The sequence below is a fragment of the Pauljensenia sp. UMB9872 genome, assembly GCF_030212665.1.
Classification (GTDB): Bacteria; Actinomycetota; Actinomycetes; order Actinomycetales; family Actinomycetaceae; genus Pauljensenia; species Pauljensenia turicensis_B.
Genome location: NZ_JASOER010000009.1, coordinates 1 through 22,599 on the forward strand (window position 1 = coordinate 1; position 22,599 = coordinate 22,599).

A 22,599-nucleotide genomic window follows, 5' to 3' on the forward strand; every position below is an offset into this window, starting at 1 on the left:
CGGCCTCACCATCCGCAAAGGCTGGCTCAGAAACTAACAACACGCCACCATAAGCAACTAATTTTGGGTATTAACCCGTAGGCGGACGAACCGGAAGAAGGCAAACAAAAAGCGCGACGTCAGTGCGTCGCGCGACCATGCGGGGGCGCGCCTCTTTGCGCGCCCCGAATTACCTATCAGAGAGCTTCGTTCTGCTGCTGCGAGATTGCGTAGGTTGCGGGAACGAACAGGATTGCAGTCAGGCCGACCAGCGCTGCGATTACAACGGAGAGGGGGGAAGCTGCGGTGAGGGCGCCTGCAATACCGAGGGTTGCGAGGATGGCGACTGCGACGACCAGAGCGGTGACATCAGCGGTGGCCTGCCAAGAGGCGCGAGAGATTTCAGACTTGACGATGTGAGCCATGTTGGTTTCCTTTGTTCAGTGCTATGCGAAGCACTGAACATGCCCCGCACGGCAATGTGTCAGTTTCGCTGCCGAGAACTTACCTCGTCCAGCACCATTTAATCTAGCAAAGTATCGGAAACGTTTCCACTGTTGAGCCTGACATCACATCTTTGACGCAAAGCTACGTTCTGCCAAGCATGTTTGAGGTAAAAGTACATACAACAATCCCCGAGCAGTAAAGCTGGGCTAATGCTCGGAAAAAGATACACATTTCGGGCATTAACCCGGGTGTTAACCCCAATAAAGCGCTATAGCGGGCACTTTCACGGGGCATGTCATCTTATTGGTTTCGCGCCCACTTTTAGTGGTAAGGGCACGCCGGTGGAGGGCGATCTCGTGAATGATTGATGAGGCCACCTACGACTGCGAACTCCATCTGTATTCGCAGGAAAACCTCGGGTGCAATGAAAAAGGAGGGAAGAAAAGAGGGTGTACTTCACCCAAGGGTGAATTTAAGGGGTGTCGGCAAATCTACCGAAGATAGCTTTTCAGCTAAGAAACACATGGTGCGCGAGGGGGGAGTTGAACCCCCACCCCATTTCTGGGACACGGACCTGAACCGTGCGCGTCTGCCTATTCCGCCACTCGCGCGTGCGTTGAAAAGATTACGGGCAAAAGTGGGCGCACGTCAAATGGAAGATACTTCCCGTCCAATTGTGTTGGAATATCGGGGCGTGCACGCGCGCATTACACCAGCAGGTGCATTGCAACAATTCCCGCAATGTCGGCCACAACGATGAGGATGACGACGAGGTCTGGCCAGTTCAGTTGACTGCCTTTTTCGCGGGTGAACAGGGTGCCACCGCGAAGACTCATTGCGCGTCCCGTGTCGACGGCGCTTCGCGATGCCGCCGACAGGCACGCTGTGATGATGTCGATCCCGGCTTTCACTAGCGTCGTGAAAGACGCTCGCATCAGGTCGTTACCCATTCTGAGACGCGCAGTGTCCACGACGGCGGATGCTTGATCGCCCAAAGTGGGAAGCGACTTGAGGGCGAGTGCCATCATCGCAGCCCACTCATCAACGGGAGCGCCAATCCACTTCAGTGGATAGATCAGGTGTGACAACGCAGTTGCGAGGCGCGCGGTAGAGAATGTCCACGCCAGCAGGTACGTTCCCCACAACACGAGCAGAGCAAGCACGCTAAGTCGCAGGAAAACCCAGAAACCTCCGCCGATCGACGCGCCAATGAATCCGCCGATCATGCTCGACCAGAACCAGAGCGGGGGAATGCGAACGGCCTTTGGTGGAACGCGTGAGATCACGGTTGCCAGGATCAGGGGGATAGCGACCAGTCCAAGCGTCGGCCACTTCGGCCATACCAGCAACAAAGACGTGAGTACCGTCCAGCAGACGATCATGACTTCCGGGCTGGTACGCGTCAGAGGCGACGTCCATGGAAGCGGGCGGGGCAGAGTGAATCCGCTGGGGCGATATGCCTTACGTGAACGCACGCGCGTCATCGGATCACCCCCTGGGCAAGATGCAGGTGATTATCGACCAGATCGATCAGCTCATCCGTATCGTGCGAAATGACGATCAGCCCAAGCCCGTCCGCTCTCCGCTTTCTCAACACGTCACTGAGCAAGCGTCGCGATTCGACATCAAGCCCAGCGAAAGGTTCATCTAGCACCAGCACTTTCGGGTGTGACGCTAACACTCCCGCCAGGGCGACGCGACGCATCTGACCGCCAGAAAGATCATCAACGTTGCGCGATGCAAGGTCGCCGGGCAGTCCCACTTCGGCCAACGCTTCAGCGACAAGCTGGTCAGAATCAACCAGAGTCGACGAGGCGCCTCGGTGGCGGCGAGTCGAATCGGACGAGCCGACAGCTGCACCCACTTTCGCGGCTGCCAAAATATCCTTTGCGACCGTTGGACGTTGTAGTTGCAGGCGCGCGAACTGTCGCGCTAACCCGACGTCACCCACTCGAAGGGAAACAGGGTCGCCACCAAGCGTGCACTCGCCCCACGTTGGTCGCATCAACCCGGTGAGAATCCGTGCCAAGGTGGACTTTCCTGACCCGTTCTCGCCGGTGATCAGTAGTGCTTGACCGGGCGAAACAATGAATGAGACGTCACTGAGAACCGTGTTCTCCCACGGGGATCCGACATCGTAGGCGTGCCCGACATTCTTCACCCACAGGTGGTTAATTGACCCGCCCTGATAGGGCTGAGGAGCTGCAATGCTCCGCTCAATAACAGGTGTGAACTGCGAGTACGTATCTTCAAGAAGATCGGGTGCATCAGAAGCATCAATGTGCCCATCGCGCAGACGAATCAGCCTGTCAGCACTACTTGCTTCGGTTGCATCGTGCGTAATATGAATGACGGACGTTCCTAAAGCGGGCAGAGCATGCAGAACCTCAAGGAGTTCGCGCCTGCCACGCGAATCAATCATCGCCGTGGATTCATCGGAAATGAGCACGCGAGGCTTACGCGCAAGAGCGCCAGCCAAAGATAGGCGCTGTAACTGACCGCCGGACAAACGTCGGGGAGAAGCATCTTCAAGGCCCTCCAAACCGACAGTGTGAAGAAGCTCGGGAAGGTCCAGTGAAGCACGCTCATCGTCATTCATTCCCCATGCAATATCCTCGGCCACCGTGTCGCCGAGGAACTGCAACTCAGAACGTTGAGCGACAACAGCAGTTCCGGCCTCGTCCCCCAAACCGACGCCACCAGGTCGAATCACGTGCCCGCTTGTCGGTTGCGCGCCAGCGAGGACAAGGGAGAGGGTGGACTTGCCGGATCCATTCGGGCCCGCGATCACCGTGAAGCCATCACTGATATCTAGGGTGATCCCCCGCAAAGCCGGAGTATCAGACCCCGGGTAGGTGAAGGTGACATCGCGCAATGAAATGGGGAACGGGTCGGGAGTAGTCGGGGCGTCAGTGCACTCGCGGTTTGCTGTGTCCACCAACGGATCCCACGGCGCAGTAATCGTGATACGACGTAGAACCTTCATCGTCAGCCAGTGAGCAACTAGCGTCAACACAAAAATGCCAAGACCTCCAAGGGGTGGAATCCAGTAGTACCAGTGCTCAATCCAGGTATTGATGATTGCCTGAACGGCGTCCGTTTGTGGTGCCAGCGCGGGAATCTTCCCGATCAGGGCAATGTACCCGTTGGTCGTTGTGCGCAGTGATTCAAGGACGAGGTTCCGCGATTCAGAAAGTACAAGAAGCAGGAGCCATGTCAGGGCCCCGCCTGCGATGCCAAGCAACAGTGCCGCGCCGTAAATGAAAGCGCGGTGGGCTTCTTTGCGCGCGAGGTAGCCGACAACAAGGCCGACGGCGACAGCCTGCGCGACGGTCTGCGCGCTTTGGATACCGCCAACTGCCAATGACATCAGGATCGTGATGAGAGCGGTGCCAAGGCTGGCGCGCGGGCGCATATGGGCGGTGATCATCGCAATCGGGATTGTTGACCCGATTGTGAAGAAGATGGAGAGCACGGGTATGACCGTTCCTGCGAGTCCGAGTGCAATCGACAGTCCCGCCAGAATGCCGCCGGTTGCGACTTCTGCGGGGGCTAGGGGAGTGCGCCGTTTACTCATGGTTTAAGTGTGCCTTGAACGGGGCGTTTGTGCGCAGTGGGCTAAGAGCACGCCCGCGGATATCGGTTATTTGTTAACAATTTCTGCATTATTGTTCAACCAGCAGATTTTCTGTGATGGGCAACATAAAATCGGCGTGACGGTCGGCATTTTCAAAGACAACGAGGTCTTCATCCCATGAGTCGCTCTCATCGCCTTCATCATTCACGCCACTCGCATGTGGAAGTGAATCCGCGTTCTGCTCAGAACATGACTACGCGCCAAAAACCGAAGAAAGAAAAGGGGATTAGCCCGCTGAAACTCTTCGGACAGATTGGCGCAGCGATCGCTATCATCACCTTCCTATTTGTGCGTCTTCCCGGGCTGGAAGTCGAAGGCTCGCGTATGTTCGGCATCTTTCTTGCCGCGATCCTCCTCTGGGTGACCGAAGCGATTCCGCTGGCAGCGACTGCGACGCTGGTGATTTTCCTCGAAGTTCTTTTCGTGTCCGACCATGCGATTATTCCCGTCGCCGAAGAAGCACCCAAATACACCGTCTTCTTCGGAGCGCTCGCCAACCCTGTGATCATCCTGTTCTTGGGTGGTTTCATGGTGGCCGATGGCGCGGCGAAATATAAAGTGGACCGCGCGCTTTCAGCTGTCCTGTTGAGGCCATTCCTGGGCAAACCACGCTTGACGGTCATGGGCGTCATGCTCATTACCGCTCTGATGAGTATGTTCATGTCGAATACGGCAACGACCGCCACGATGTTCGCGGTCATGATGCCGGTCATCATGGCGTTGCCCGAAGGTAAGGCAAGAACAGGCATTGCACTGTCGATCCCCGTCGCCGCCAACGTGGGCGGTATGGGAACGCCGGTCGGCACGCCCCCGAATGCAATCGCCCTGGGCGCACTGCAGACTGCGGGTATTTCCGTGACGTTCCTTGACTGGATGATTGCCGCTGTTCCGTTGATGCTGATCGTTTTGGCAGTCTCGTGGTTGTTTATTTCGTGGCGCTACATTCCCAAGGATGCGCAGTTCGACATTGATATGACGGCCAAGTTTGATACGTCGCGAAACGCGAAGATCTTCTACGTCGTTTCGCTTCTGACGATCCTGCTCTGGATGACTGAATCGCTACACGGTGTGTCGGCGAATATCGTTGGTTTCTTCCCTGTCGTTGCACTGATGCTCTTTAAGGTCATGAGCGGTGACGATCTTCGAGCCCTCGACTGGCCTGTGTTGTGGCTGGTTGCAGGTGGTATCGCTCTTGGTTCCGGCGTTGGTAACACGGGCTTGGATAAGTGGATGCTTGGCTCTATCCAGTGGGGATCGATTCCGACGATCATGCTCCTCTTCGTGCTCGCCCTGGTTGGTTGGGTGACTTCGAACGTTATTTCACACTCTGCGTCGGCAAACCTCTTGATCCCGATGGGTATGGGCTTGGCTGCGACGATTTCAACGCCGGCTGCTGAAATCGCCATCGTCTTGGCACTCGGTTGCTCGCTGGGTATGTGCCTTCCGATTTCGACTCCGCCGAACGCGATCGCCTACTCGACGGGGACAACGCCGACTCGCGAAATGGCGATCGTTGGCATCGTTGTTGGTGTCTTGGGCGTCGTCCTGCTCTCCTTCGTTGCACCGCTAACGTGGGGTCCGCTCGGAGTGATCTGAGATGGTCACCTTGGGTTCTGATTCACTTCCGCCCGGGGGCGAGGCTCCGCGGGGTCAGCATAATTGTGTGCCGAACAAGCAAGATCCGTGGGAGCGCTCGAATGTCCGCGAAGGAGGGCACAAGCAGGGTGCGCACGTCCACATCCTCGTCATCGGTGATGACTCGAAGGGTCTTGCTCGCCAACTGACAACGGATATGGGGGTCGCATTCCCGAATCTTTGTCTGGATCGCATTGATTCTGGCGCTGACCTGAATATTTACGATGCCTCCCTGGGCCCGGCTGACCACGTGGTCTTAGGTCTGGTGACGTCCGAGGTCACTCAGATCGATGATCTGCTGGATCAAATGGACGGTCGTCCAATTCTGGAGCCCACCCGCTGGCTGGTGGTGACGGATCAGGACGAGCACACCGATTTGGCACGAGCGACCGCGTCCGACCGTTTGGCGTCCGTGATTTCGGTTCCCTGGACTGTTCCGCTTCTTCTGGGTCAGTCATATTCGACGATGGTGGGCCACCTTGAAGCAGATGGTCGAACTGATGACGAGATCCATTTTCTTCTCGGTGATCCACCAGCGAACGCCGTACGTGGTCCGTTGCTGACAGGCCTCGATCACAGCGAGCATGATGTTGTTCGCGAGCTTCTTATTGGCGTTGAAAAGGTTCTGGGTCCCAGACCGCGCCTCGTTATTGAACCAGGAACGGAACTTGCCGTTCAGGGCCAGCCGGTTGGCGCTGTCCACCTTGTGCTCGATGGCGATGTTTCACTACACCGCGATTCCAATGGCGGGGAAGTCCTTGCGCACCTTGCATCATCCGGCCCTCTCATTGGTCTTGTCTCCCTTGCTCGACGAGAAAACGCATTCTTCACTGCGACTGCAACGTCGACGGCCCGAGTTGTCCGGCTGACCCACGAACAGCTGTCGATTGCGTTGCTTGAAGAACCGCCTCTCGCGACCCCTCTGGCCGCGCTTGCGATTCAGTCGCTGACTCGCAGACTGATGCGCGCCGAAGACCTCCACTTGGAAAACGCGATGCTTGCCGCCGACCTTGAGAGGCAGAAGCAAGAATTGGCGCGCACGCTTGAAGACCTTCGAAGCACCAGGGCGGAATTGGTCAATAAGGCGAGGTTCGCGATGCTCGGCGAACTGTCGGCAGGCATAGCGCACGAACTGAATAATCCGATCACTGCGCTGGCGCGCGCGGCAGAACACTTAAATGAAGACGTCGACCGTGTTTTGTCTACGTCGCCATCGCTTGAGCCAGCGCGCACGTCCATGCGCTCTGCGTTGGAAGCGCCTCCTCGCTCAACGGCCACGGAACGCGAAATTGTGAAGTCGCTCTTGTCTTCGGCGGGCGGAGACCGGCGCTTGGCGCGTCGCCTCATGCTTGCCGGCGTGACGGAGGCTGCGACGGCCAAAGCCTTGGCGCGCGAGGGAGACGAGGCGCTACATATTGTCGAATCCGGTTCAAGGATCGGTTCATCGCTCCGTTCTATTCGCGCAGCCTCTGACCGCGTCATCGATCTGACGAAGTCGCTCAAGGGGTACGCGCGTCCTGACGCGGTAGAACTGCACCCCATCGATGTGCGTGAAGGAGTCGATGACGTTATTCGGCTGACCGGATACAGGATGCGTGACATCGTCGTTACCCGCGACGAGGAAGATGTTCCACCGATCATGGGGATTCCCTCGAGGCTTCAGCAGGTGTGGACCAACATTCTGGTCAACGCTGCCGAAGCGATTGACGATGAGCGCGACGCTATCAAAGATCGGCGAGCGAAAGGTGAAGAATGTGCGCCTGCCCGCGGGGAAGCCCCCGCGCAGATCGACATCACCACCCGGGTTGAGGATGGTCACGTCTGCGTCGCCATTGGCGATAACGGGCCCGGCATTTCGCCGGAACTGGTGGATAAGATTTTTGAACCACACTTCACCACGAAGGCGGGCATGGTTCGATTCGGCTTAGGCATGGGAATGTCCATTGTTCGGTCGATCATTGCCGACCACGGTGGCGAGCTCACCGTTGAATCTCGCCCAGGGCGTACGGTGATGACAGCGCGATTCCCGCTGATTGGTGATTCTGCTAGTGAGAGTGTCACTGGTGCCCATTCTTCTAAGACCGGCGCAGATTCCCCCGCCGACCATTCAACCCACGAAGCGTCCACACCAATGGAGGTAGAACGATGACACTGGCAATTCTGGTTCTCGAAGACGAAGCAGACGTGCGCGACGCGATCGAGCGCGACCTTGAAGAATTCTGGTCGAAGATCAGGCTTGAGGTCGCCGAAGATGCGGACGATGCGTGGGCTGCGGTGGAAGATATCGAGGCGGACGACGATCAGTTGGCGTTGGTCTTGTCGGACCATCGGCTGCCCGGTCGTTCCGGCGTTGACTTCCTCATTGAGCTGACGAAGGACTATCGCTTCGAGCTGGCTCGCACGGTCTTGGTTACCGGTCAGGCTGATCAAGATGACACGATCCGTGCACTGAACGAAGCAGGCTTGGACCACTACATTTCCAAGCCGTGGGATGCGGATGCTCTGCGCGCCGTTGTGCGTGATCAGCTGACAAGTTTTGTCCTTGCTGCTGAGGTTGATCCGCTACCGTACATGCCACTTCTCGATGGTGTGCGAATCATGGAGGCTATCCGCTAGTTTCTGTATTCACGAGGCCGGGGCCGGGGTGCGCATCGCGCACCCCGGCCCCGCGTCGTTTCAGCCACGACTGTATTCGTTGCCGTTGCGACGAGTTGTGCGGTGTCTTCTGGCTGATGAGCTCCGTGGAGCTCGGTGTGGTGGGCGTATCCATATGAAACTTGGGGGCGGGTTGCTATGGCAACCCGCCCCCAAGGACAGTCATATTGAGTTCAGGTGGTCGACTCAGCGAGCGCCCGGAGTGACCGACAGGTTGAAGGTGATGGTCTGGCCCTCGGGGGAGGTCAGTGTTACGGTCGTGTCGCCTTCAGCCAGAGGTTTGATCATCGGGGCATCGGAATCGGTGCCGGCAACAAACTCTGCGATCGACGCATCTTCAATGGTGCCGGTCCAGTCTGAGGCAGCTGCCTGATCAACCTTGATAATCAGGACGCGCTTGATCGGAAGAGTCACCAGCGTGTCGGAAATGGTTGCGGGATCCTTTTCGATGGTCAGCATCTGGGTCGACGCGGAAGCGGACTGAGTCGTTGCAGCGGAACCCGAAGAATCAGTGGTCTCGGTTGAAGCTGACGAGCAACCTGCAAGAAGAGCGGTTGCGAGAGCAATTGTGCACAGAGAAATAGAGGTTTTCTTCATCATCTTTCAATCATACGAGTGCATTATTCTTGAGAATCCGCAGAGGTCACGTTTGAGTCCCATTTAAAACGTGACCTTTCATTCATCATTGCCAAGACCTAAAGATTAAGGAAAGACCAGCAAAATCAGGCGGAAAGTATAGGAATAGATTTGACCTGCATCGTGCGTGTATCACCCGATCATCGTCGAAAGCGTAGATGCTTTGAAAGAGCCTCGAAGAACATGGAGAAGGACATGGCTGACCTGAATATCCGCCCATCAGCACCCATCGAAAACGACACGATCGCCATTCAGCTTGGGCATCGGACAATCCGAGCTTTCACTGACAAGGCGCTTACCGAAGAAGAACTGACAACACTGTTTGAGGTTGCACGTCAGACTGCCTCTTCTTCATTCCTTCAGCAGTGCACCATCCTGCGGATCACGGATCCTGAGGTTCGTGAGAAGCTCCATCAGGCTTCCGGACAGTCATATGTTGGTGGCACGAAAGGCGAGCTTCTGGTTTTTGTCGCTGATCAGTACCGCAATGCGCGAATTCGCGAAGAAGCGGGGATCGAAGACACCCCACTTCACACGGTCAACTTGCTTCTCACCGCTCTTCACGACGCTCTGCTCAGCGCGCAAAACGTTGTTGTCGCTGCTGAATCGATGGGCTTGGGAACTTGCTACCTCGGCTCAATTCACGCGAATCCGGAACTGGTTATCGAGGCCCTTAACCTGCCGAAGCTAACCTTCCCTGTCCTCGGCTTGCTTATTGGCCACCCCGACCAGTCGCCTCAGTACAAGCCTCGTCTGCCCCTGTCGGTCACGGTCGCCGATAACACGTATCCGTGCTTGGACTCGTATGGAGAAGCTTTGGCTGAATACGACCAGACGATCACCGAGTACTACGATCTGCGTGCTACGTCCAAGCGCGTCGAGTCATTTTCTACTCTCGTTCGTACCAAAGTTGGTATCGGCGGTGCACATGTTTCAGACATTCTGGGAGTTATCCACAAGCAGGGGTTTGACCTCTAAACAAAAACCATTGTTTCGAGTACATTCAATCTCAACAGATTTGATGTAAGCGCCACGCAACACCTGAAGCACTTCGGGGGCGCTTCATTCAATGACATCGAATGAGATAAACAACGGTAGTTTCTCGCGCAACGATGCGGGTGACACAACGACCTTGAGGATGTGCGACATGGAAGGCTTCGCCTACGGATTCCCGACCTACGTTTTTATCGAGCGAAATTCAGCCAACTCGGCAGTACTTCACCCCTATCCGGAAACCAAGATTGAAGCAGTCCGAGATGCTTTGGATGATGCTGGCTACGATATGGAGATTCTCGGCAAGGGAGATATCAACACTGGACGCGAGCGCGCTGGTGAGGGCATCTACTTCACCGAACAGCCTTTCCCTGACGAGGTCCTAGGTGACTTGGCGGACGCTCTGATTGTTCGCGGTTTCGGCGCTTTTGCGTACTCGTTGATTGAATCCTCCTTCGATTCGGGCGCGAAGATCTCGCTCTTTACCCGCATGGGGAAGAACATTGTCCAGGCCGGCAATCGTGTGATTATGACGCACATGTATATCGGCGAGATCGAAGGTAAGAAGGAAGCGCGTACCTGGTTCTTCGGTTCCCCGACCGATTTGGCTGAAGCTGAAATGCTGTTGCTGTCTCGTTTTTCCACTCAGCCGGTACATGACGTTCACGGCATGGCGGCAATTGAGATCGTGCACGCGGACTACTCACAGGGCTTCCTGTCCCACACCGAATTGATGAGCGCGATGTTGAATGTGCTTGGCAAGTCCGGGTATAACGGACCCGCGTTCGTCACCGATTCGTCCATTATCTAGCGGGGGTTATGGGCTCTTGCCCAACGCATGTCCTGAACATGACTGTGGGCTCCGCGCCAAGGCGCGGAGCCCTATCCGTGTTTTATTCCTGCACGTACCTGACAGCGTCAGTGCAGGATTCGCGACAGGAAGTCTCGAGTCGCTTCTTCCTGCGGATTGTCGATCACCTGCGAGGGTGTTCCCTGCTCAACGATGCGACCGTGCTCAAGGAAGACAACGCGGTCCGCAGCGTTGCGCGCGAAGCCAATTTCGTGCGTGGCCATGAGGATCGTTGACCCCTGCGCTTTAATTTCGCGGACGAGGTCCAGAACTTCGCCGACCAAAACGGGGTCAAGTGCAGATGTGATCTCGTCCAGCAGAAGTAGTTCGGGGTTGGTGGCAAGCGCGCGGACGATAGCGACGCGCTGTTGCTGGCCACCGGACAGACGATCGGGGAATTCTTTCGCCTTGCTTTCCAAACCAATTCGGCTGAGAAGTTCCATGCCACGCTGGTCAGCCTTTTCGCGATCCCATCCGTGGACCTTGCGTGCCGCCAGAGTGACGTTGGCAAGAACGGACATGTGGGGGAACAAGTTGTAGTGCTGGAAGACAACACCAATGCGTGAACGGACCTTGTCGACGTTCACTGACGGATCAGTGATGTCTTCGCCAGCAAGGAAAATCTGGCCGTCGTCAACGCGTTCAAGCAGGTTGGCGCAACGCAGAAGTGTGGACTTACCGGAGCCAGATGCGCCGAGCAAGACGACGACTTCGTGCGAATTGACTGCAAGGTCCAGCCCGCGAAGCACGACGTTGTCGCCGAATCGTTTGACGACGCGCTTGGCTTCAAGGACGGGCGTGCTTACGGTGTTCAAAGAAACGTGGGCTGTGGGGGTGCTCATCAGACGGTGCCTTCCATTTGTTCGCGCTGGCGCAGGCGTGCCGTGTACCAGTCAGACAAGCGGATGAAGGGGAATGACATGACGATAAACAGCAGGCCAGCAACGACGTACGAGGTGAAGTTGTACGTCATTGCCTGGTAGATCTGCGCCCCGCGGATCGCATCGACAGCGCCGAGGACCGAGATCAGGCCGACGTCTTTCTGCATTGAAATGAAGTCATTCATCAATGCCGGCGTAACCTTACGGATTGCCTGCGGGACGATGATGTGGCGCAGAGTCTGGCCATGCGTCAAGCCAAGCGAACGCGCAGCGTAACGCTGGGACGGGTGAACCGATTCCAGACCTGCGCGCAGGACCTCGGCAACATATGACGTGTAGGTGAGGATCAGCGCGACCGTGCCCAAGAACGCGACTGGGATGCGCGTTGTCGGGTTGAGTGCCGGAATACCAAAGCCAATCAGGTAGAGAACCACTAGGAACGGGACACCGCGGAAAATATCCGTGTACGCAGCCGCTAAGAATCGGACGGGGAAGAAGATCGGGCCGCCCAAAGTGCGTGCCGCAGCCAGCAACGTTGCGAAGAAGGCAACGCCGATGACGGACACCAGCAGAATCCGGATGTTCAGCCACAAGCCTTCGGCAACCTGCGGGAGCGCTTTGATGAAGTGCTCGCCTGAGAAAAAGGTTTCCTGCGTGCGTTCCCACCCGGGAGAGCGGGTGATAACGAACCACATGACCAGTGCGAAGACCAGTGTCGAGGCCATGGAGATCAGAATCGATCGTGTTGCACGCTTACGCCGATACGCGCGACGGCCGAGCTCCACGTCAGAAACGGGGAGCCCGGCCATCACGTCGGTAGCATCAGTGTTTACTGCTGGGGACACGTATTGTCCTTCGTTATCAGTGCCGGCTATCGTCCGAGCCGGCAGTCAAACTGCGGTTGACGAAACGTCACTTGATCAGCGGGACCGCGACAGTATCGGAGAGCCACTTGGACTGGAGTTTAGAAAGGGTGCCCTTGTCACGCAGGGAATCAACGGCTGCGGTGACAGCTGCGGTCAGCTTCGAACCTTTCGGCAGAACAATGCCAAAGTCGTCGCCATTGGAGGTGGCCTCGAACTGGCCGACAATGACGCCATTATCGATCTGAGCGCCGGTCATGTAGAACGCGGTCGGAAGGTCGACGACGATCGCGTCAACCTGGCCATTCTGCAGGGCAGCAAGAGTGTCGTCGGAGTTGTTGTAGATCGAAGCCTGCTTGGACAGTTGATCACCAAGCGTGTTCGTGATGAACTGCTGCGAGGTGGTGCCGGCCTGAACGCCGAACTGAACATCTTTCAGTTCTGCGATGCTCTTAGCGGAGGCAGCAGCGGAACCTTCAACAGCAACAATAGCCTGAGAGGTCGTATAGTACGGGCTGGAGAAATCAACGGCCGCCTTGCGCTCGTCCGTGATGGAGAACTGCTGAAGATTAATGTCCCAGTCCTTTGCGCCCGGAGCGATCGACGAATCGAAGGTTGCGCGGGTCCACTGGACGTTTTCCTTGCTGTAGCCGAGTTCTTCGGCGACAGCGTATGCGACGGCTGCTTCGAAGCCTTCACCGGATTCGGGAGCGTTATCGATAACCCACGGGGAGTAGGCCGGTTCGCCGGTGGCGATGGTCAGTTTGCCGGGGGTGACGGTTTCAAGCGCACCAGACTGAGTGGTAACCGATGTGGCAGATTCCGACGAGGTGTCAGCAGAACCCGAGCATGCGCCTAGGAACAGTGCAACAGACGTTGCCAGCGCGAGAGCGGAGAATGAACGGACAGAACGGCGCATCAAATGCCTCCAGTTAGCCTGATGGAAACTCAGTCGCAGTTTTCCGCGACCTCTTCAGCCTACGGGCGACCATGTACAGATTCGTCTGCAATCTTGCTTCACGGACGTTTGTGACAAGAAGATCACACGTTTTCTGCGAGTCTCCAGTCTTCGTAGGTGAATTCGGGTGAGACAACACACGTTGCCAATGCAACGCTATTGCGCGCGAACGTTCGCTGCCATGTTCCTGCTTTCACCAGGACCTGAACAGGGTTCGCCGCATCGGTGGGCACCTGCGGTGTTCCGGCCTGATTAGGTGAAGGCGATGCGGACTGGGTTCTAGCCTCGTTCCCTGTCGAAACCTGGGGTGCACCCAAGATGATGGTTTCGGGTTGGTTGCACGGCGCGTCCCCGGTTCCGCCGAACTGGATTTCGAGCGTGCCCGGCCCATGCCAGAGCCACAACTCATCGGAGCGGACGACGTGCCAGCGGGCTTCCATGCCCTGGTCGAGCAGGAACAGGATCGCGGACGCGGTCGCTCGCCGCCCACCCTCCGTTTCCACGACCGCGGGCGCTGTCCATGTTCTGCGGAACCAGCCACCCTCGGGGTGTGGCTCAAGGCAAAGAGAGTTCACGAGGTCGATCGCCTCGGTGGAAACGTCTAGCTGACCGGTCATCGGAGGCTTCCTTCGCGCGAGAACCTGACCTGACCTGCGATCACTGTTTCAACTTGGCGACCCGCGCCGTGGCGAACAACGTCTTCGATTGAGCCCGTGATGTCGGAAACAGGGACATCAATGACGCACAGGTCTGCCACCGCGCCCGCTTGAAGCTGGCCGATGCGATCCGGTCCCGTCGCAGTTCCAATGGCCCACGCGCCCCCCAATGTTGCGGCGTTGAGTAACCTGCGTGCCAGGTCGGACGCGCGATACCCCTGGTTGCGAGCGATATCGAATAGGACGGCAACATCTTCCATGACGTCCAGCGAAGGCGATGACGACAGCGAGTCGGTGCCGACAGCAATCATGTTGCCCTCATTGAGGTAGGCGGCCACGGGTGGCGCATCCAAACCAATGACGCGGTTCGAACGCGGGCAAAGCGCCACGGCAGTCGAACGAGAACGCAGACGGCGACGATCATCCGCCGTCATGTACACGCCGTGCGCAACGTGGCAGTCGGGGCCGAGAACGCCCAGCTGGTCAACGAACTGCGTCGCCGAGAAACCGCCACCGCGAGCGCGCATCGCCGTGAACGACGACGAGTCACCGGTGCGCCAGAGGTCTGAGAGTTCGCCCGTGCGGCCTTCAGCCCATTCGGCTTCCGAGTGTGATTCACCGAGGTGAATGTGTAGTCGAACTCCGCGCCTGCGCGCCAAGTCGGGCAGATCGAGTAGTGGGTCAGCTTCGAGCGAGTAGGGGGCGTGTGGCGAAATGCCGACGGCAGGAGGGGTGGGCATTGCGTCGAGAGCTTTCTTGACGGTTGCGGGCCCGCGTTCTTTCCAGTCGTCGTTCGTCCAGTCCATGACCTCCCAGTAGGCGACGCCGTGTAAGCCAGCGTTGTGCAGTGCGGACGCGGCTTCGGGATCGGTCACTACGTCGGCGGCGCTGGTTGTGCCCGCTTCGAGGAGCATCTGCGCGCCGGTCGCCGCATCTTTACCCCAATCCAAACCGCCTGTGTCGTAGACGGCGTTGAACCCGCTGATCCAGTCGGGCATCCCTCTGTATTGCTTGGCACCAACTTCGGCCATTCCCGTGTACTGCAGGTGCGTGTGCGCATTCACGAGGCCGGGAAGCAAAACCCCATCAAAGTGGCGCTCTGAATATGACAGTCCGCGATCGGCCAGCGTTTCTAGAACCCAGTCGCGCGCCCCAACGTGCTCGATGCGACCATCTTTCACTGCGACAGCGCCATCCATGACGGACGGAGCGGTAATCGGGATAACCAGTCCAGCAGACCAGACTTGAACGTTAGACATGAGTTTCCTTCGCGAAAGACGTTGGCTGGGGTTTGGTCGTCCACTGCAGATCGAGCGTGCGCCGTGCGACCAGATTATCTGCATCCTCAGGCAGGGAGTGCAAGCCTGCTGGTAACGGATCGTGTGTGGGGTTCTCGTGCCTGAGCAGTTCGCGCAGTGAAGACACCTGGACGGCGAAGCTCATATCCATGATTTCGATAGCGTTACCTTCGCCGGCCGTGCAGTTAATGCACCCGCCCTTGTCGAGGATCGTGATGTGGCGGTGGGCAGCCTCGTTCCCCTGCGCACCACCTGGGAGAGCAGGATCTGTAGCCGTCGCGGGAACGCAGAGCAGACCGACTGCGCGATCATCGCTATCTACCCAAGTCCAACCGGCTTTAAGAGCCTCTGAAAGGGCAACTTCGTCGGTTACTCCACCGGATACCGTCACCACGCACGCGTCGGGCATTGCAGCCAGGGCTTCGAGGGTGATCGTGTCGCGTTCGCCGGTTGCGCTCATCACCCAATCGGCGTTCGCGCAGGCATCGAGAAGCGAGGCTGTCTGGAACCCATCCATGCGAGCACGCAGTTCGCGCACCGGATCAAGCTCCACCACCGTCACCAGAGCGCCACACGCGCGGGCAAAGCGAGCACCGCCCATACCAACATCGCCGTAGCCCACAACCACGAAACGCTGATCCCAGAGCGGAACCCCCTGTAACTGCGGATCAACGAGGTCCAGAGAAGTCAGCAAACAGGACTGGCCCGTCGCATACGCGTTATCGAAAAGAGTCTTCGAACGCGCATCATTCGATGCCATCACCGGAATGCGTAACGGAAAGCCCCGAAGCGGACGAATCCCCGACGTCGTCTCTTCCGCGGCACCCTTCAAGGTAATCAGAACGTCAGGAGCGCGCGTCTCGTCATGCGCCATGCGGATCAGATGCGATCCATCATCGAGCAGGAACTCGATCCCACTGGTCAGGAACTGGCGAGCAAGCTCTTCTTCACGCTCCGCTGTCGCGCTCGACTCCGCAAAGACGGCAAGCCCAGCCGCGCGAAGCTGATCCGCCACATCGTCCCGAGTTTCATCTGCGTGCCCAAACACGCTGACCGTCGCGCCCGCTTCCTTCAGCAGGAGAGCGAGCACCGCCGTCTTCGGCTCCAATACCAACGCGAGCCCGACATGACGACCCTGAAGAGCCCCCGTTGCTACAAGATCACTGACCGTCGCACGCGTCACCGGCATGAACGATCGCGCCCACGCCAGACGACGCTGCGCATAACTCGCATCATTCTTAGGATCATAGGGATCCCGAAGAAGCTTCCCGTCCGAATCAAGAACCTGAACGTGGGGAGGAACCTGGCGAACAACAGGTTTCTTATCCACATACATGCCAACCTGCGACGGATTCACGCGCACAACGGGCGCCTCATTCACGCCCACCACCACACTAATGTGCCCTAACGACTGCTCGTCAGCCTCTTCGGGACGTACAACCACCGCGTCAGCGGTGGCCTCGTCAACCGAATTCACAAACCTGACATGCGCGCCAAACCCCGAGAGCAACGATCCCAGTGCCTCGTACACCTCGCACCACAATGACGAGGACGCGCTCGCGGACGTCAGAATCGCAAACGAGCGGCCAGCAACCAGCAGATTCGTCGTCGCCGCAAAACGACGCACCACAACCTGCGCGATGGCACGCGAATCAGAAGAGGTCGAAGCAAAAGGACGAACATATTTCATACCAACGACGCTAGCAAGACGTAGTATCACGCACAGTCAGAGCACAAGAATTCGAACACAATCGCATAAACGTCGACAATCTCACGCGTGAAATGAGACCAGGAACGGCTTTCGCGTCGGATACGTCCCCAACAATCGGGGACAATTGAAGCATGACACTGCTTGAACCCACCGACCTATCATCCCTCGCTACCGACTGCGACCTGCGTCTTGTCGCTGTCGACATGGATGGCACTCTGCTCGACGACGACAAAAACTTCCCTGAGAGACTCTCTGAACTCCTCGACACCATGGATGAGCGTGGGATCGTGTTCGCCCCATCATCAGGACGCCAAGTATGGACGTTGCTCGACATGTTCCCCGGACGCCCCGGAATGACAGTCATCGCTGAAAACGGCGCGATCGTCATGAAAGACGGCAAGGAAGTTTCATCCAGCCCCATCGACCACGAAACCATCCACCGTGCCATCGACATGGTGCGTGACGCCGTCGCAACCGGAATCAACGGTGGCCTAGTCATGTGTGGCAAGCAATTTGCCTACGTTGAACGCACGGACGACCTATTTGTTGACGGCGTCCTGCCCTACTACCACCGCACCAAACGAATCGCCGACCAGCACGAGATCATCGACATGATCGATTCCGGTGAAATCGACGACGACATCGTGAAGCTCGCCGTCATGTGTCTTGACTCGGTGGGTCCGTTGGCTGAAGCAACACTTGCGAACTTCGCGGACACTCACCAGTACGCGGTGTCTGGAACTAACTGGGCTGACCTACAGATTCGTGGCGTCGACAAGGGTGACGCTGTGCTCGCACTGCAGAGCGCTCTTGGCGTGACGCCCGCGCAGACTGCAGCATTCGGCGACTTCCACAACGACATCTCCATGTTCAAGTACGCCGACTGGTCGTTCGCCATGGCGAACGCTCACGTTGACGTTGTTGCGGAAGCCCGATACATTGCGCCGTCCAACAATGAGGATGGTGTCGGACAGGTCGTTCGCACCCTGATAGGAGATGACTGACCTTCGCGAAGTGACCCTGACTGCGCCGGATGCGACGGTTTGGGTTTGAATCGCGTGGTTTCGTCGCGTTGGGTGTAGTTGGTGTTGTGGTAAGGCTGGTTTTCTGTTCCCGGCTGCACCTGACGCGACACTTTTGCCCTGAAATGTGCGGTTTTGTCGCGTTGGGTGTAGTTGGTGTTGTGGTTGGGTGGGTTCTCAGGCACGGGCTGCACCTGACGCGACACTTTTGCCCTGAAATGTGCGGTTTTGTCGCGTTGGGTGTAGTTGGTGACGCGCGACGAGGTGCCAGTAGAAACACGTGAGCAAAGCTGGTGCCCCACAAACACGCAACTGATGCTTCTCAAACACAAAACTGGTGGTCACGCGACATCAATCGCATGACCACCAGCTTTAACGTGTGATGGCGAGGGGCGTGAGGCTCAGCTGCGCTCTTCCAAGGAACGTGAGGCTCAGTTGCGCTCTTCCGAGGGGCTCACTTTCCCGTGAATTTCACTTCGCCGTGATCTTGTTGCGCCGGAGGCTCACTTCTCAGCGAACTCACTTCGCCGAGAGCTCACTCTTCGGTTGCGGTGTCGATCTGCTCGACGCCTTCGACCTCTTCAGGTTCGGTGGCGGGAACGTCGACAGTCGTTTCCAGGTCGGCCCAGTATTCTTCGGCCCACGGGTCTTCGATCGGCTGGCTACGCTTCCAGAGCACGTAGCCGGCGCCGGCGACGGTTCCTGCAAGGGCGGTCCATCCGATGGCGCGGAGGAAGCGGTGTTTCTTCACGATGACCTTCTTTGTCGGGGTGGTGAGAGCTACCTGCGATGCTTCGCTGGCGTGACGTGCGCGTTCAAGCAACGGTGTTCCGTCTGCTGTGAGCGCTGCGCCACCTTCGTGGACGGCTCGCTGGATACGCGGAATGTAGTCTTCGACGACCTCTTCGCGTGCCTTTTCGAATGCGGGGCGTGCGCGGTCTGCTGCGTCAACGGCGCGAGCGGTGACGTCTTCGACGAGCGGTGTTGCGCGGTCGATTGCTTCGTTCAGTGCTGCTTGGGCGCGAGGTGCTGCCCAGTCGATGCCCTGTTCGGCGAGTTCGGTGGCTTTCACTGCCACCCGTCCGGCGTGCACGGCGACTGCGTCGCGCAGTTGGAGTGCTTCGTTGCGAAGCTTCTCCGTGTCGAAGTTCGGTGTGTTGGCCATGGTCCGAATCCTTCCAATAGGTGTTGCGGTTTGTACCACGTCTTCCCATTGTGCACCGAAGTTTTGTGATCTGCACCCCTAGCGACAAAATCGGATAGCTCCAGATCATGCCTTTTGGCGCCTTTTCTGGGACGATGAAGACATGGAAGCAACACTGCACACCTCTATGGGTGATATCAACATTGAACTGTTCCCGAACCACGCACCGAACACGGTGAATAACTTTGTCACGCTGGCTCGTGGCGAGCGCGAGTGGGTTGACCCAATGACCGGCCAGAAGACGTCGCGTCCGCTTTACGACGGCACGATTTTCCACCGCGTTATTTCGGGCTTCATGATTCAGGGTGGTGATCCGCTGGGCACCGGTACTGGTGGCCCAGGCTATCAGTTTAACGATGAGATCCACCCGGAACTCAACTTCAACAGCCCCTACCTGCTGGCCATGGCGAATGCTGGTAAGCGTATGGGCAAGGGTACGAATGGCTCGCAGTTCTTCATCACGGTTGCGCCGACCCCGTGGTTGTTGGGCAACCACACCATTTTCGGTGAGGTTAAGGACGAAGAGTCGAAGAAGGTTGTCGACGCGATTGCAACGACTGCAACGGGCGCGAATGACCGTCCGGTGAATGACGTTGTTATCGAGTCGGTTTCGATCGTCGACTGAGTGTGAGGTTGGCGCATCTCGCGTTCGGCGTGGTTTCCCGCTTGGGTGATTGTTGCTGATTGACGAGGCCGCCTCCACTTGATCGGTTACGTTTTCTTCATTATGGGGCGGATGGGGGAGCGAATCCCGTGTGGGTTCGTGCGCCTGTCCGTCCTACGTGTATTACGGTAAGAGCGATTTTGGTTGCTCGTGAGCGTCGGGAGCGGGATGTTGTGTCTGGTTTCTGGCGGTGTGTGGAGGATATAGAGCATGTCGACGCCTTTGTATGGACAACGTTCGAACCCGTATGCGGCTCCTGAGTGCCCGCGTCACCCGGGTGTGCGTTCGGTGGATTATTGCAAGAAGTGCAATCGTCCGATGTGTGTTGATTGCACGGTGCGGACCGAGGTTCGTTCAGTGTGCGTGGAGTGCGCGAACGTTCGCAGGCCACGTGTTCCCAGTGGTCAGCCGGTTGTGACGTACACGCTGATTGGTATCAACGTTGCGTTGTTCATTGTGTCCTTCGTGTTGCCGTCGGTGGGGAATTGGCTGTTCTTTAACCCTGCGGTGGGTTACCGCCAGGTGTGGCGATTCTTGACGACTGCGTTCCTTCACAGCGGGTTCATGCATATTGCGTTCAATATGTTGGCTTTATACTCGGTGGGTATTGAGCTTGAGCAGGTGTTGGGGCGTACCCGGTATTTGTCTGTTTATCTGCTGAGTGCGATTGGTGCGTCGCTGTTTGTTTTGGCGTGGGTCTTGATTCAACCGTCGTCGCTTGGGACGGTGACCGTGGGCGCGTCTGGTGCTGTGTTCGGTTTGTTCGGTGCGATGTTCGTTTTGCAGAAGCAGGCGGGTATGGATACAAGGGCCGTCGTGGGCCTCTTACTTGTGAACTTGCTGATCGGTTTTATTATCCCGAATGTGTCGTGGCAGGGGCACGTGGGTGGCCTTGCCACGGGCGCATTGGCGACGTGGATTTATTGGCGTCAAGGGCGTGCAAAGCCTGGAATTACGGCGAAAAAGCAGGAACGTCAGGCCTTGTGGATAACTGTGGGTATGTATGTTGCTGCGATCGCCTTGATTGGTTTGACCTACGAAGTGATTTTCGAGGTTCTTGGATAAATTCGTTGAAATCTCGAGGTTTATGCGAGTTATCACAATCTGTGTGATTGTCTAAGTTACACGGATGTAATTTATCCCCAGGTGTGGAAACACTTGGGGATAACTCTTGTGATTGTTGAAATCTAGCGGGAAACCTTTATCAACAGGTCATCGCCAGCGGAGCGTCATCAGGAAGCCCACCATCATGATGCCCAGGCCGATCACCATGTTCCACCAGTTGATGCCGGGAATCGGGTAAACGCCCGAAGAAATGTAGTAGACCATCAACCACACAAGGCCGATTAGAAGAAGGGCAACGAAAGTCGGTGCCCACCAGCTGGGGCTCAGCGGAATACCTGCGGTCCAGGCGTTCAGATCCTGATCTTCAGGAACCTGGTGCTTCGTATTCCTGCGCTTCTTGTTCTCAGCCACGTTTCTCCTCAATTGAACTTTGGTGCCCTTGCCGACTACTTCTCGGAAAGGCATCGCAGAACGGTAACCCCTTTAGCGTAGTCTTCCAAGTAACGACAAACCAAAGTGCAACGCGGGAAGGAGGCATTGATGGCACACAATCAGGACGATTCTCCTCATTTGATTCCACCCGAGGCATCACAAAAATCCGATTCCTCGACCCCACCCGCCTTTGAACCGAGGTCGCGTTCGGAAAAGAAGGCGGCCTCGTCGATGAAACCCAAGCCCCACATTTCGCACTTCGACGGCCCCTGGCACGTGGCCCTGCGCAAGCTACGGAAGTTCGCGCCACTGTCTCCACGCGCGGCCACATCCGTTTTTATTGTCACCGCTACTTCCGGCTTGCTGTTCACCGTTTCAGCGCAGGCGAAGAACGACGCCGACAACCTCGGGCGAGATACCAACCTGATTTCGCTGGTACGAGCCTCGCAGGATGAAGTCGAAACGCTCGATTTTGAGGTGAGCGCACTGCGCGACATCGTGTCTCAATACGCCAACTCGTCCGGCCAAACGCAGACCGAGGATACGTCCATTACCTCACTGGCAGCGCAACCCGTGACCGGCCCAGGTGTGACTATTACGCTCACGGACGCACCTCAGCAGGCGATTCCCGACGGAGCTACACCGAATGACCTGGTCATTCACCAGCAGGACATTGAAGACGTTATGAACGCGCTCTGGAATGGTGGCGCGGAAGCCATGACTGTCCAAGGGGTACGCGTGACCGGACAAACAGTGATCCGATGCATTGGCAACGTGATTCTTGTTGACGGACAGTCATTTTCTCCGCCATACGTGGTGGAAGCCATTGGTGATCCGAACGCGCTCACAGAGAAGGTCAACGCAAATCCCCGTATTGTTAATTACAAGGCATACGTTGCTTTGTATGGCCTTGGCTGGGATCTGAAGACGAACAAATCCCTTCATCTTCCCGCGGCAAGCGTGAAGACATTTAACTCGTACGCACAGGTGGTGGACTAAAACATGACAAGGCG

Annotated in this window: 21 protein-coding genes and 1 tRNA gene; 9 read left to right on the forward strand and 13 right to left on the reverse strand. The window is 57.3% G+C overall.

What is annotated here, in order from left to right; translation table 11 throughout:
• Window positions 1-176: 176 nt before the first annotated feature.
• The 4 genes from QP109_RS04770 to QP109_RS04785 form a co-directional block, all read right to left on the reverse strand.
• On the reverse strand, window positions 177-404 hold the full coding sequence (locus QP109_RS04770; protein ID WP_285023656.1) for a hypothetical protein: 228 nt from the start codon (window positions 402-404) through the stop codon (window positions 177-179).
• A 546-nt stretch (window positions 405-950) separates the two neighbouring features.
• Window positions 951-1,037, reverse strand: a tRNA-Leu gene (locus tag QP109_RS04775).
• A gap of 96 nt (window positions 1,038-1,133) precedes the next feature.
• Window positions 1,134-1,910: a CbiQ family ECF transporter T component gene (locus QP109_RS04780; RefSeq protein ID WP_101628415.1), complete on the reverse strand. Its 777-nt coding sequence runs from the start codon at window positions 1,908-1,910 to the stop codon at window positions 1,134-1,136.
• Entirely contained in the window at window positions 1,907-4,003 is a 2,097-nt protein-coding gene (locus QP109_RS04785; protein WP_285023657.1) for an ABC transporter ATP-binding protein, read from the reverse strand. Before QP109_RS04785 ends, QP109_RS04780 begins: the two co-directional genes overlap by 4 nt.
• A gap of 249 nt (window positions 4,004-4,252) precedes the next feature.
• On the opposite strand from QP109_RS04785, the gene QP109_RS04790 reads away from it, so the two are divergent.
• From QP109_RS04790 to QP109_RS04800, 3 genes are read left to right on the forward strand one after another with little or no spacing between them, the layout of a single operon-like run.
• Window positions 4,253-5,659 (forward strand): SLC13 family permease, encoded by a 1,407-nt coding sequence (locus QP109_RS04790; protein ID WP_285023659.1) that lies wholly within the window; start codon window positions 4,253-4,255, stop codon window positions 5,657-5,659.
• 1 nt (window position 5,660) lies between these two features.
• The gene (locus QP109_RS04795; RefSeq protein ID WP_285023660.1) at window positions 5,661-7,847 is read left to right on the forward strand and encodes a sensor histidine kinase; all 2,187 of its coding nucleotides are present in this window, start codon (window positions 5,661-5,663) and stop codon (window positions 7,845-7,847) included.
• Window positions 7,844-8,314, forward strand: a complete 471-nt coding sequence (locus QP109_RS04800) for a response regulator (RefSeq protein ID WP_270771846.1) — start codon at window positions 7,844-7,846, stop codon at window positions 8,312-8,314. The genes QP109_RS04795 and QP109_RS04800 overlap by 4 nt, the downstream gene beginning before the upstream one ends.
• Window positions 8,315-8,539: 225 nt before the next feature.
• On the opposite strand, the gene QP109_RS04805 is transcribed toward QP109_RS04800, so the two are convergent.
• A complete protein-coding gene (locus tag QP109_RS04805) occupies window positions 8,540-8,953 on the reverse strand; it encodes a hypothetical protein (protein ID WP_285023661.1) in 414 nt (137 codons plus the stop codon).
• Between the two features lie 231 nt (window positions 8,954-9,184).
• On the opposite strand from QP109_RS04805, the gene QP109_RS04810 reads away from it, so the two are divergent.
• Together QP109_RS04810 and QP109_RS04815 are read left to right on the forward strand one after the other, a co-directional pair.
• Window positions 9,185-9,967 carry an NADPH-dependent oxidoreductase gene (locus tag QP109_RS04810; RefSeq protein ID WP_285023663.1) on the forward strand — a complete coding sequence of 261 codons (783 nt, stop codon included), beginning with the start codon at window positions 9,185-9,187 and terminating at the stop codon, window positions 9,965-9,967.
• A gap of 91 nt (window positions 9,968-10,058) precedes the next feature.
• Entirely contained in the window at window positions 10,059-10,793 is a 735-nt protein-coding gene (locus QP109_RS04815) for a hypothetical protein (protein WP_229037778.1), read from the forward strand.
• 107 nt (window positions 10,794-10,900) lie between these two features.
• Here QP109_RS04815 and QP109_RS04820 read toward each other — a convergent pair whose 3' ends face one another.
• The 6 genes from QP109_RS04820 to QP109_RS04845 form a co-directional block, all read right to left on the reverse strand.
• Complete coding sequence (locus tag QP109_RS04820; RefSeq protein ID WP_270771852.1) at window positions 10,901-11,674, reverse strand: amino acid ABC transporter ATP-binding protein; 774 nt, start codon at window positions 11,672-11,674, stop codon at window positions 10,901-10,903.
• Window positions 11,674-12,522, reverse strand: a complete 849-nt coding sequence (locus QP109_RS04825) for an amino acid ABC transporter permease (protein WP_040318460.1) — start codon at window positions 12,520-12,522, stop codon at window positions 11,674-11,676. Before QP109_RS04825 ends, QP109_RS04820 begins: the two co-directional genes overlap by 1 nt.
• Window positions 12,523-12,625: 103 nt before the next feature.
• Entirely contained in the window at window positions 12,626-13,495 is an 870-nt protein-coding gene (locus tag QP109_RS04830; protein WP_285023670.1) for an ABC transporter substrate-binding protein, read from the reverse strand.
• A 122-nt stretch (window positions 13,496-13,617) separates the two neighbouring features.
• Window positions 13,618-14,151 carry a cupin domain-containing protein gene (locus QP109_RS04835; RefSeq protein ID WP_101628424.1) on the reverse strand — a complete coding sequence of 178 codons (534 nt, stop codon included), beginning with the start codon at window positions 14,149-14,151 and terminating at the stop codon, window positions 13,618-13,620.
• The gene (locus QP109_RS04840; RefSeq protein WP_285023671.1) at window positions 14,148-15,449 is read right to left on the reverse strand and encodes an amidohydrolase family protein; all 1,302 of its coding nucleotides are present in this window, start codon (window positions 15,447-15,449) and stop codon (window positions 14,148-14,150) included. The genes QP109_RS04835 and QP109_RS04840 overlap by 4 nt, the downstream gene beginning before the upstream one ends.
• The gene (locus QP109_RS04845; protein ID WP_285023673.1) at window positions 15,442-17,178 is read right to left on the reverse strand and encodes an NAD(P)-dependent oxidoreductase; all 1,737 of its coding nucleotides are present in this window, start codon (window positions 17,176-17,178) and stop codon (window positions 15,442-15,444) included. The genes QP109_RS04840 and QP109_RS04845 overlap by 8 nt, the downstream gene beginning before the upstream one ends.
• Before the next feature lie 158 nt (window positions 17,179-17,336).
• Between QP109_RS04845 and QP109_RS04850 the strand changes: the two genes are divergently transcribed.
• Window positions 17,337-18,203 (forward strand): Cof-type HAD-IIB family hydrolase, encoded by an 867-nt coding sequence (locus QP109_RS04850; RefSeq protein WP_442822694.1) that lies wholly within the window; start codon window positions 17,337-17,339, stop codon window positions 18,201-18,203.
• Window positions 18,204-18,756: 553 nt separating this feature from the next.
• Here the strand turns inward: QP109_RS04850 and QP109_RS04855 are convergent.
• Entirely contained in the window at window positions 18,757-19,386 is a 630-nt protein-coding gene (locus QP109_RS04855) for a hypothetical protein (RefSeq protein ID WP_285023676.1), read from the reverse strand.
• Between the two features lie 142 nt (window positions 19,387-19,528).
• On the opposite strand from QP109_RS04855, the gene QP109_RS04860 reads away from it, so the two are divergent.
• Both QP109_RS04860 and QP109_RS04865 read left to right on the forward strand, forming a co-directional pair.
• On the forward strand, window positions 19,529-20,050 hold the full coding sequence (locus QP109_RS04860) for a peptidylprolyl isomerase (RefSeq protein ID WP_006680637.1): 522 nt from the start codon (window positions 19,529-19,531) through the stop codon (window positions 20,048-20,050).
• A gap of 249 nt (window positions 20,051-20,299) precedes the next feature.
• Window positions 20,300-21,154: a rhomboid family intramembrane serine protease gene (locus QP109_RS04865; protein WP_285023679.1), complete on the forward strand. Its 855-nt coding sequence runs from the start codon at window positions 20,300-20,302 to the stop codon at window positions 21,152-21,154.
• Between the two features lie 147 nt (window positions 21,155-21,301).
• On the opposite strand, the gene QP109_RS04870 is transcribed toward QP109_RS04865, so the two are convergent.
• On the reverse strand, window positions 21,302-21,565 hold the full coding sequence (locus QP109_RS04870; protein ID WP_101628429.1) for a cell division protein CrgA: 264 nt from the start codon (window positions 21,563-21,565) through the stop codon (window positions 21,302-21,304).
• Between the two features lie 129 nt (window positions 21,566-21,694).
• Between QP109_RS04870 and QP109_RS04875 the strand changes: the two genes are divergently transcribed.
• On the forward strand, window positions 21,695-22,585 hold the full coding sequence (locus QP109_RS04875) for a DUF881 domain-containing protein (RefSeq protein WP_285023681.1): 891 nt from the start codon (window positions 21,695-21,697) through the stop codon (window positions 22,583-22,585).
• Window positions 22,586-22,599: the final 14 nt, after the last annotated feature.

Bases quoted from the DNA above. Each gene is read 5' to 3' on its own strand.
- QP109_RS04805 (WP_285023661.1), bottom strand. From the start codon at position 8,953: ATGATGAAGAAAACCTCTATTTCTCTGTGCACAATTGCTCTCGCAACC.
- QP109_RS04785 (WP_285023657.1), bottom strand. From the start codon at position 4,003: ATGAGTAAACGGCGCACTCCCCTAGCCCCCGCAGAAGTCGCAACCGGC.
- QP109_RS04770 (WP_285023656.1), bottom strand. From the start codon at position 404: ATGGCTCACATCGTCAAGTCTGAAATCTCTCGCGCCTCTTGGCAGGCC.
- QP109_RS04840 (WP_285023671.1), bottom strand. From the start codon at position 15,449: ATGTCTAACGTTCAAGTCTGGTCTGCTGGACTGGTTATCCCGATTACC.
- QP109_RS04820 (WP_270771852.1), bottom strand. From the start codon at position 11,674: ATGAGCACCCCCACAGCCCACGTTTCTTTGAACACCGTAAGCACGCCC.
- QP109_RS04845 (WP_285023673.1), bottom strand. From the start codon at position 17,178: ATGAAATATGTTCGTCCTTTTGCTTCGACCTCTTCTGATTCGCGTGCC.
- QP109_RS04855 (WP_285023676.1), bottom strand. From the start codon at position 19,386: ATGGCCAACACACCGAACTTCGACACGGAGAAGCTTCGCAACGAAGCA.
- QP109_RS04815 (WP_229037778.1), top strand. From the start codon at position 10,059: ATGACATCGAATGAGATAAACAACGGTAGTTTCTCGCGCAACGATGCG.
- QP109_RS04795 (WP_285023660.1), top strand. From the start codon at position 5,661: ATGGTCACCTTGGGTTCTGATTCACTTCCGCCCGGGGGCGAGGCTCCG.
- QP109_RS04830 (WP_285023670.1), bottom strand. From the start codon at position 13,495: ATGCGCCGTTCTGTCCGTTCATTCTCCGCTCTCGCGCTGGCAACGTCT.
- QP109_RS04865 (WP_285023679.1), top strand. From the start codon at position 20,300: ATGTCGACGCCTTTGTATGGACAACGTTCGAACCCGTATGCGGCTCCT.
- QP109_RS04780 (WP_101628415.1), bottom strand. From the start codon at position 1,910: ATGACGCGCGTGCGTTCACGTAAGGCATATCGCCCCAGCGGATTCACT.
- QP109_RS04860 (WP_006680637.1), top strand. From the start codon at position 19,529: ATGGAAGCAACACTGCACACCTCTATGGGTGATATCAACATTGAACTG.
- QP109_RS04790 (WP_285023659.1), top strand. From the start codon at position 4,253: ATGACTACGCGCCAAAAACCGAAGAAAGAAAAGGGGATTAGCCCGCTG.
- QP109_RS04810 (WP_285023663.1), top strand. From the start codon at position 9,185: ATGGCTGACCTGAATATCCGCCCATCAGCACCCATCGAAAACGACACG.
- QP109_RS04875 (WP_285023681.1), top strand. From the start codon at position 21,695: ATGGCACACAATCAGGACGATTCTCCTCATTTGATTCCACCCGAGGCA.
- QP109_RS04800 (WP_270771846.1), top strand. From the start codon at position 7,844: ATGACACTGGCAATTCTGGTTCTCGAAGACGAAGCAGACGTGCGCGAC.
- QP109_RS04835 (WP_101628424.1), bottom strand. From the start codon at position 14,151: ATGACCGGTCAGCTAGACGTTTCCACCGAGGCGATCGACCTCGTGAAC.
- QP109_RS04825 (WP_040318460.1), bottom strand. From the start codon at position 12,522: ATGGCCGGGCTCCCCGTTTCTGACGTGGAGCTCGGCCGTCGCGCGTAT.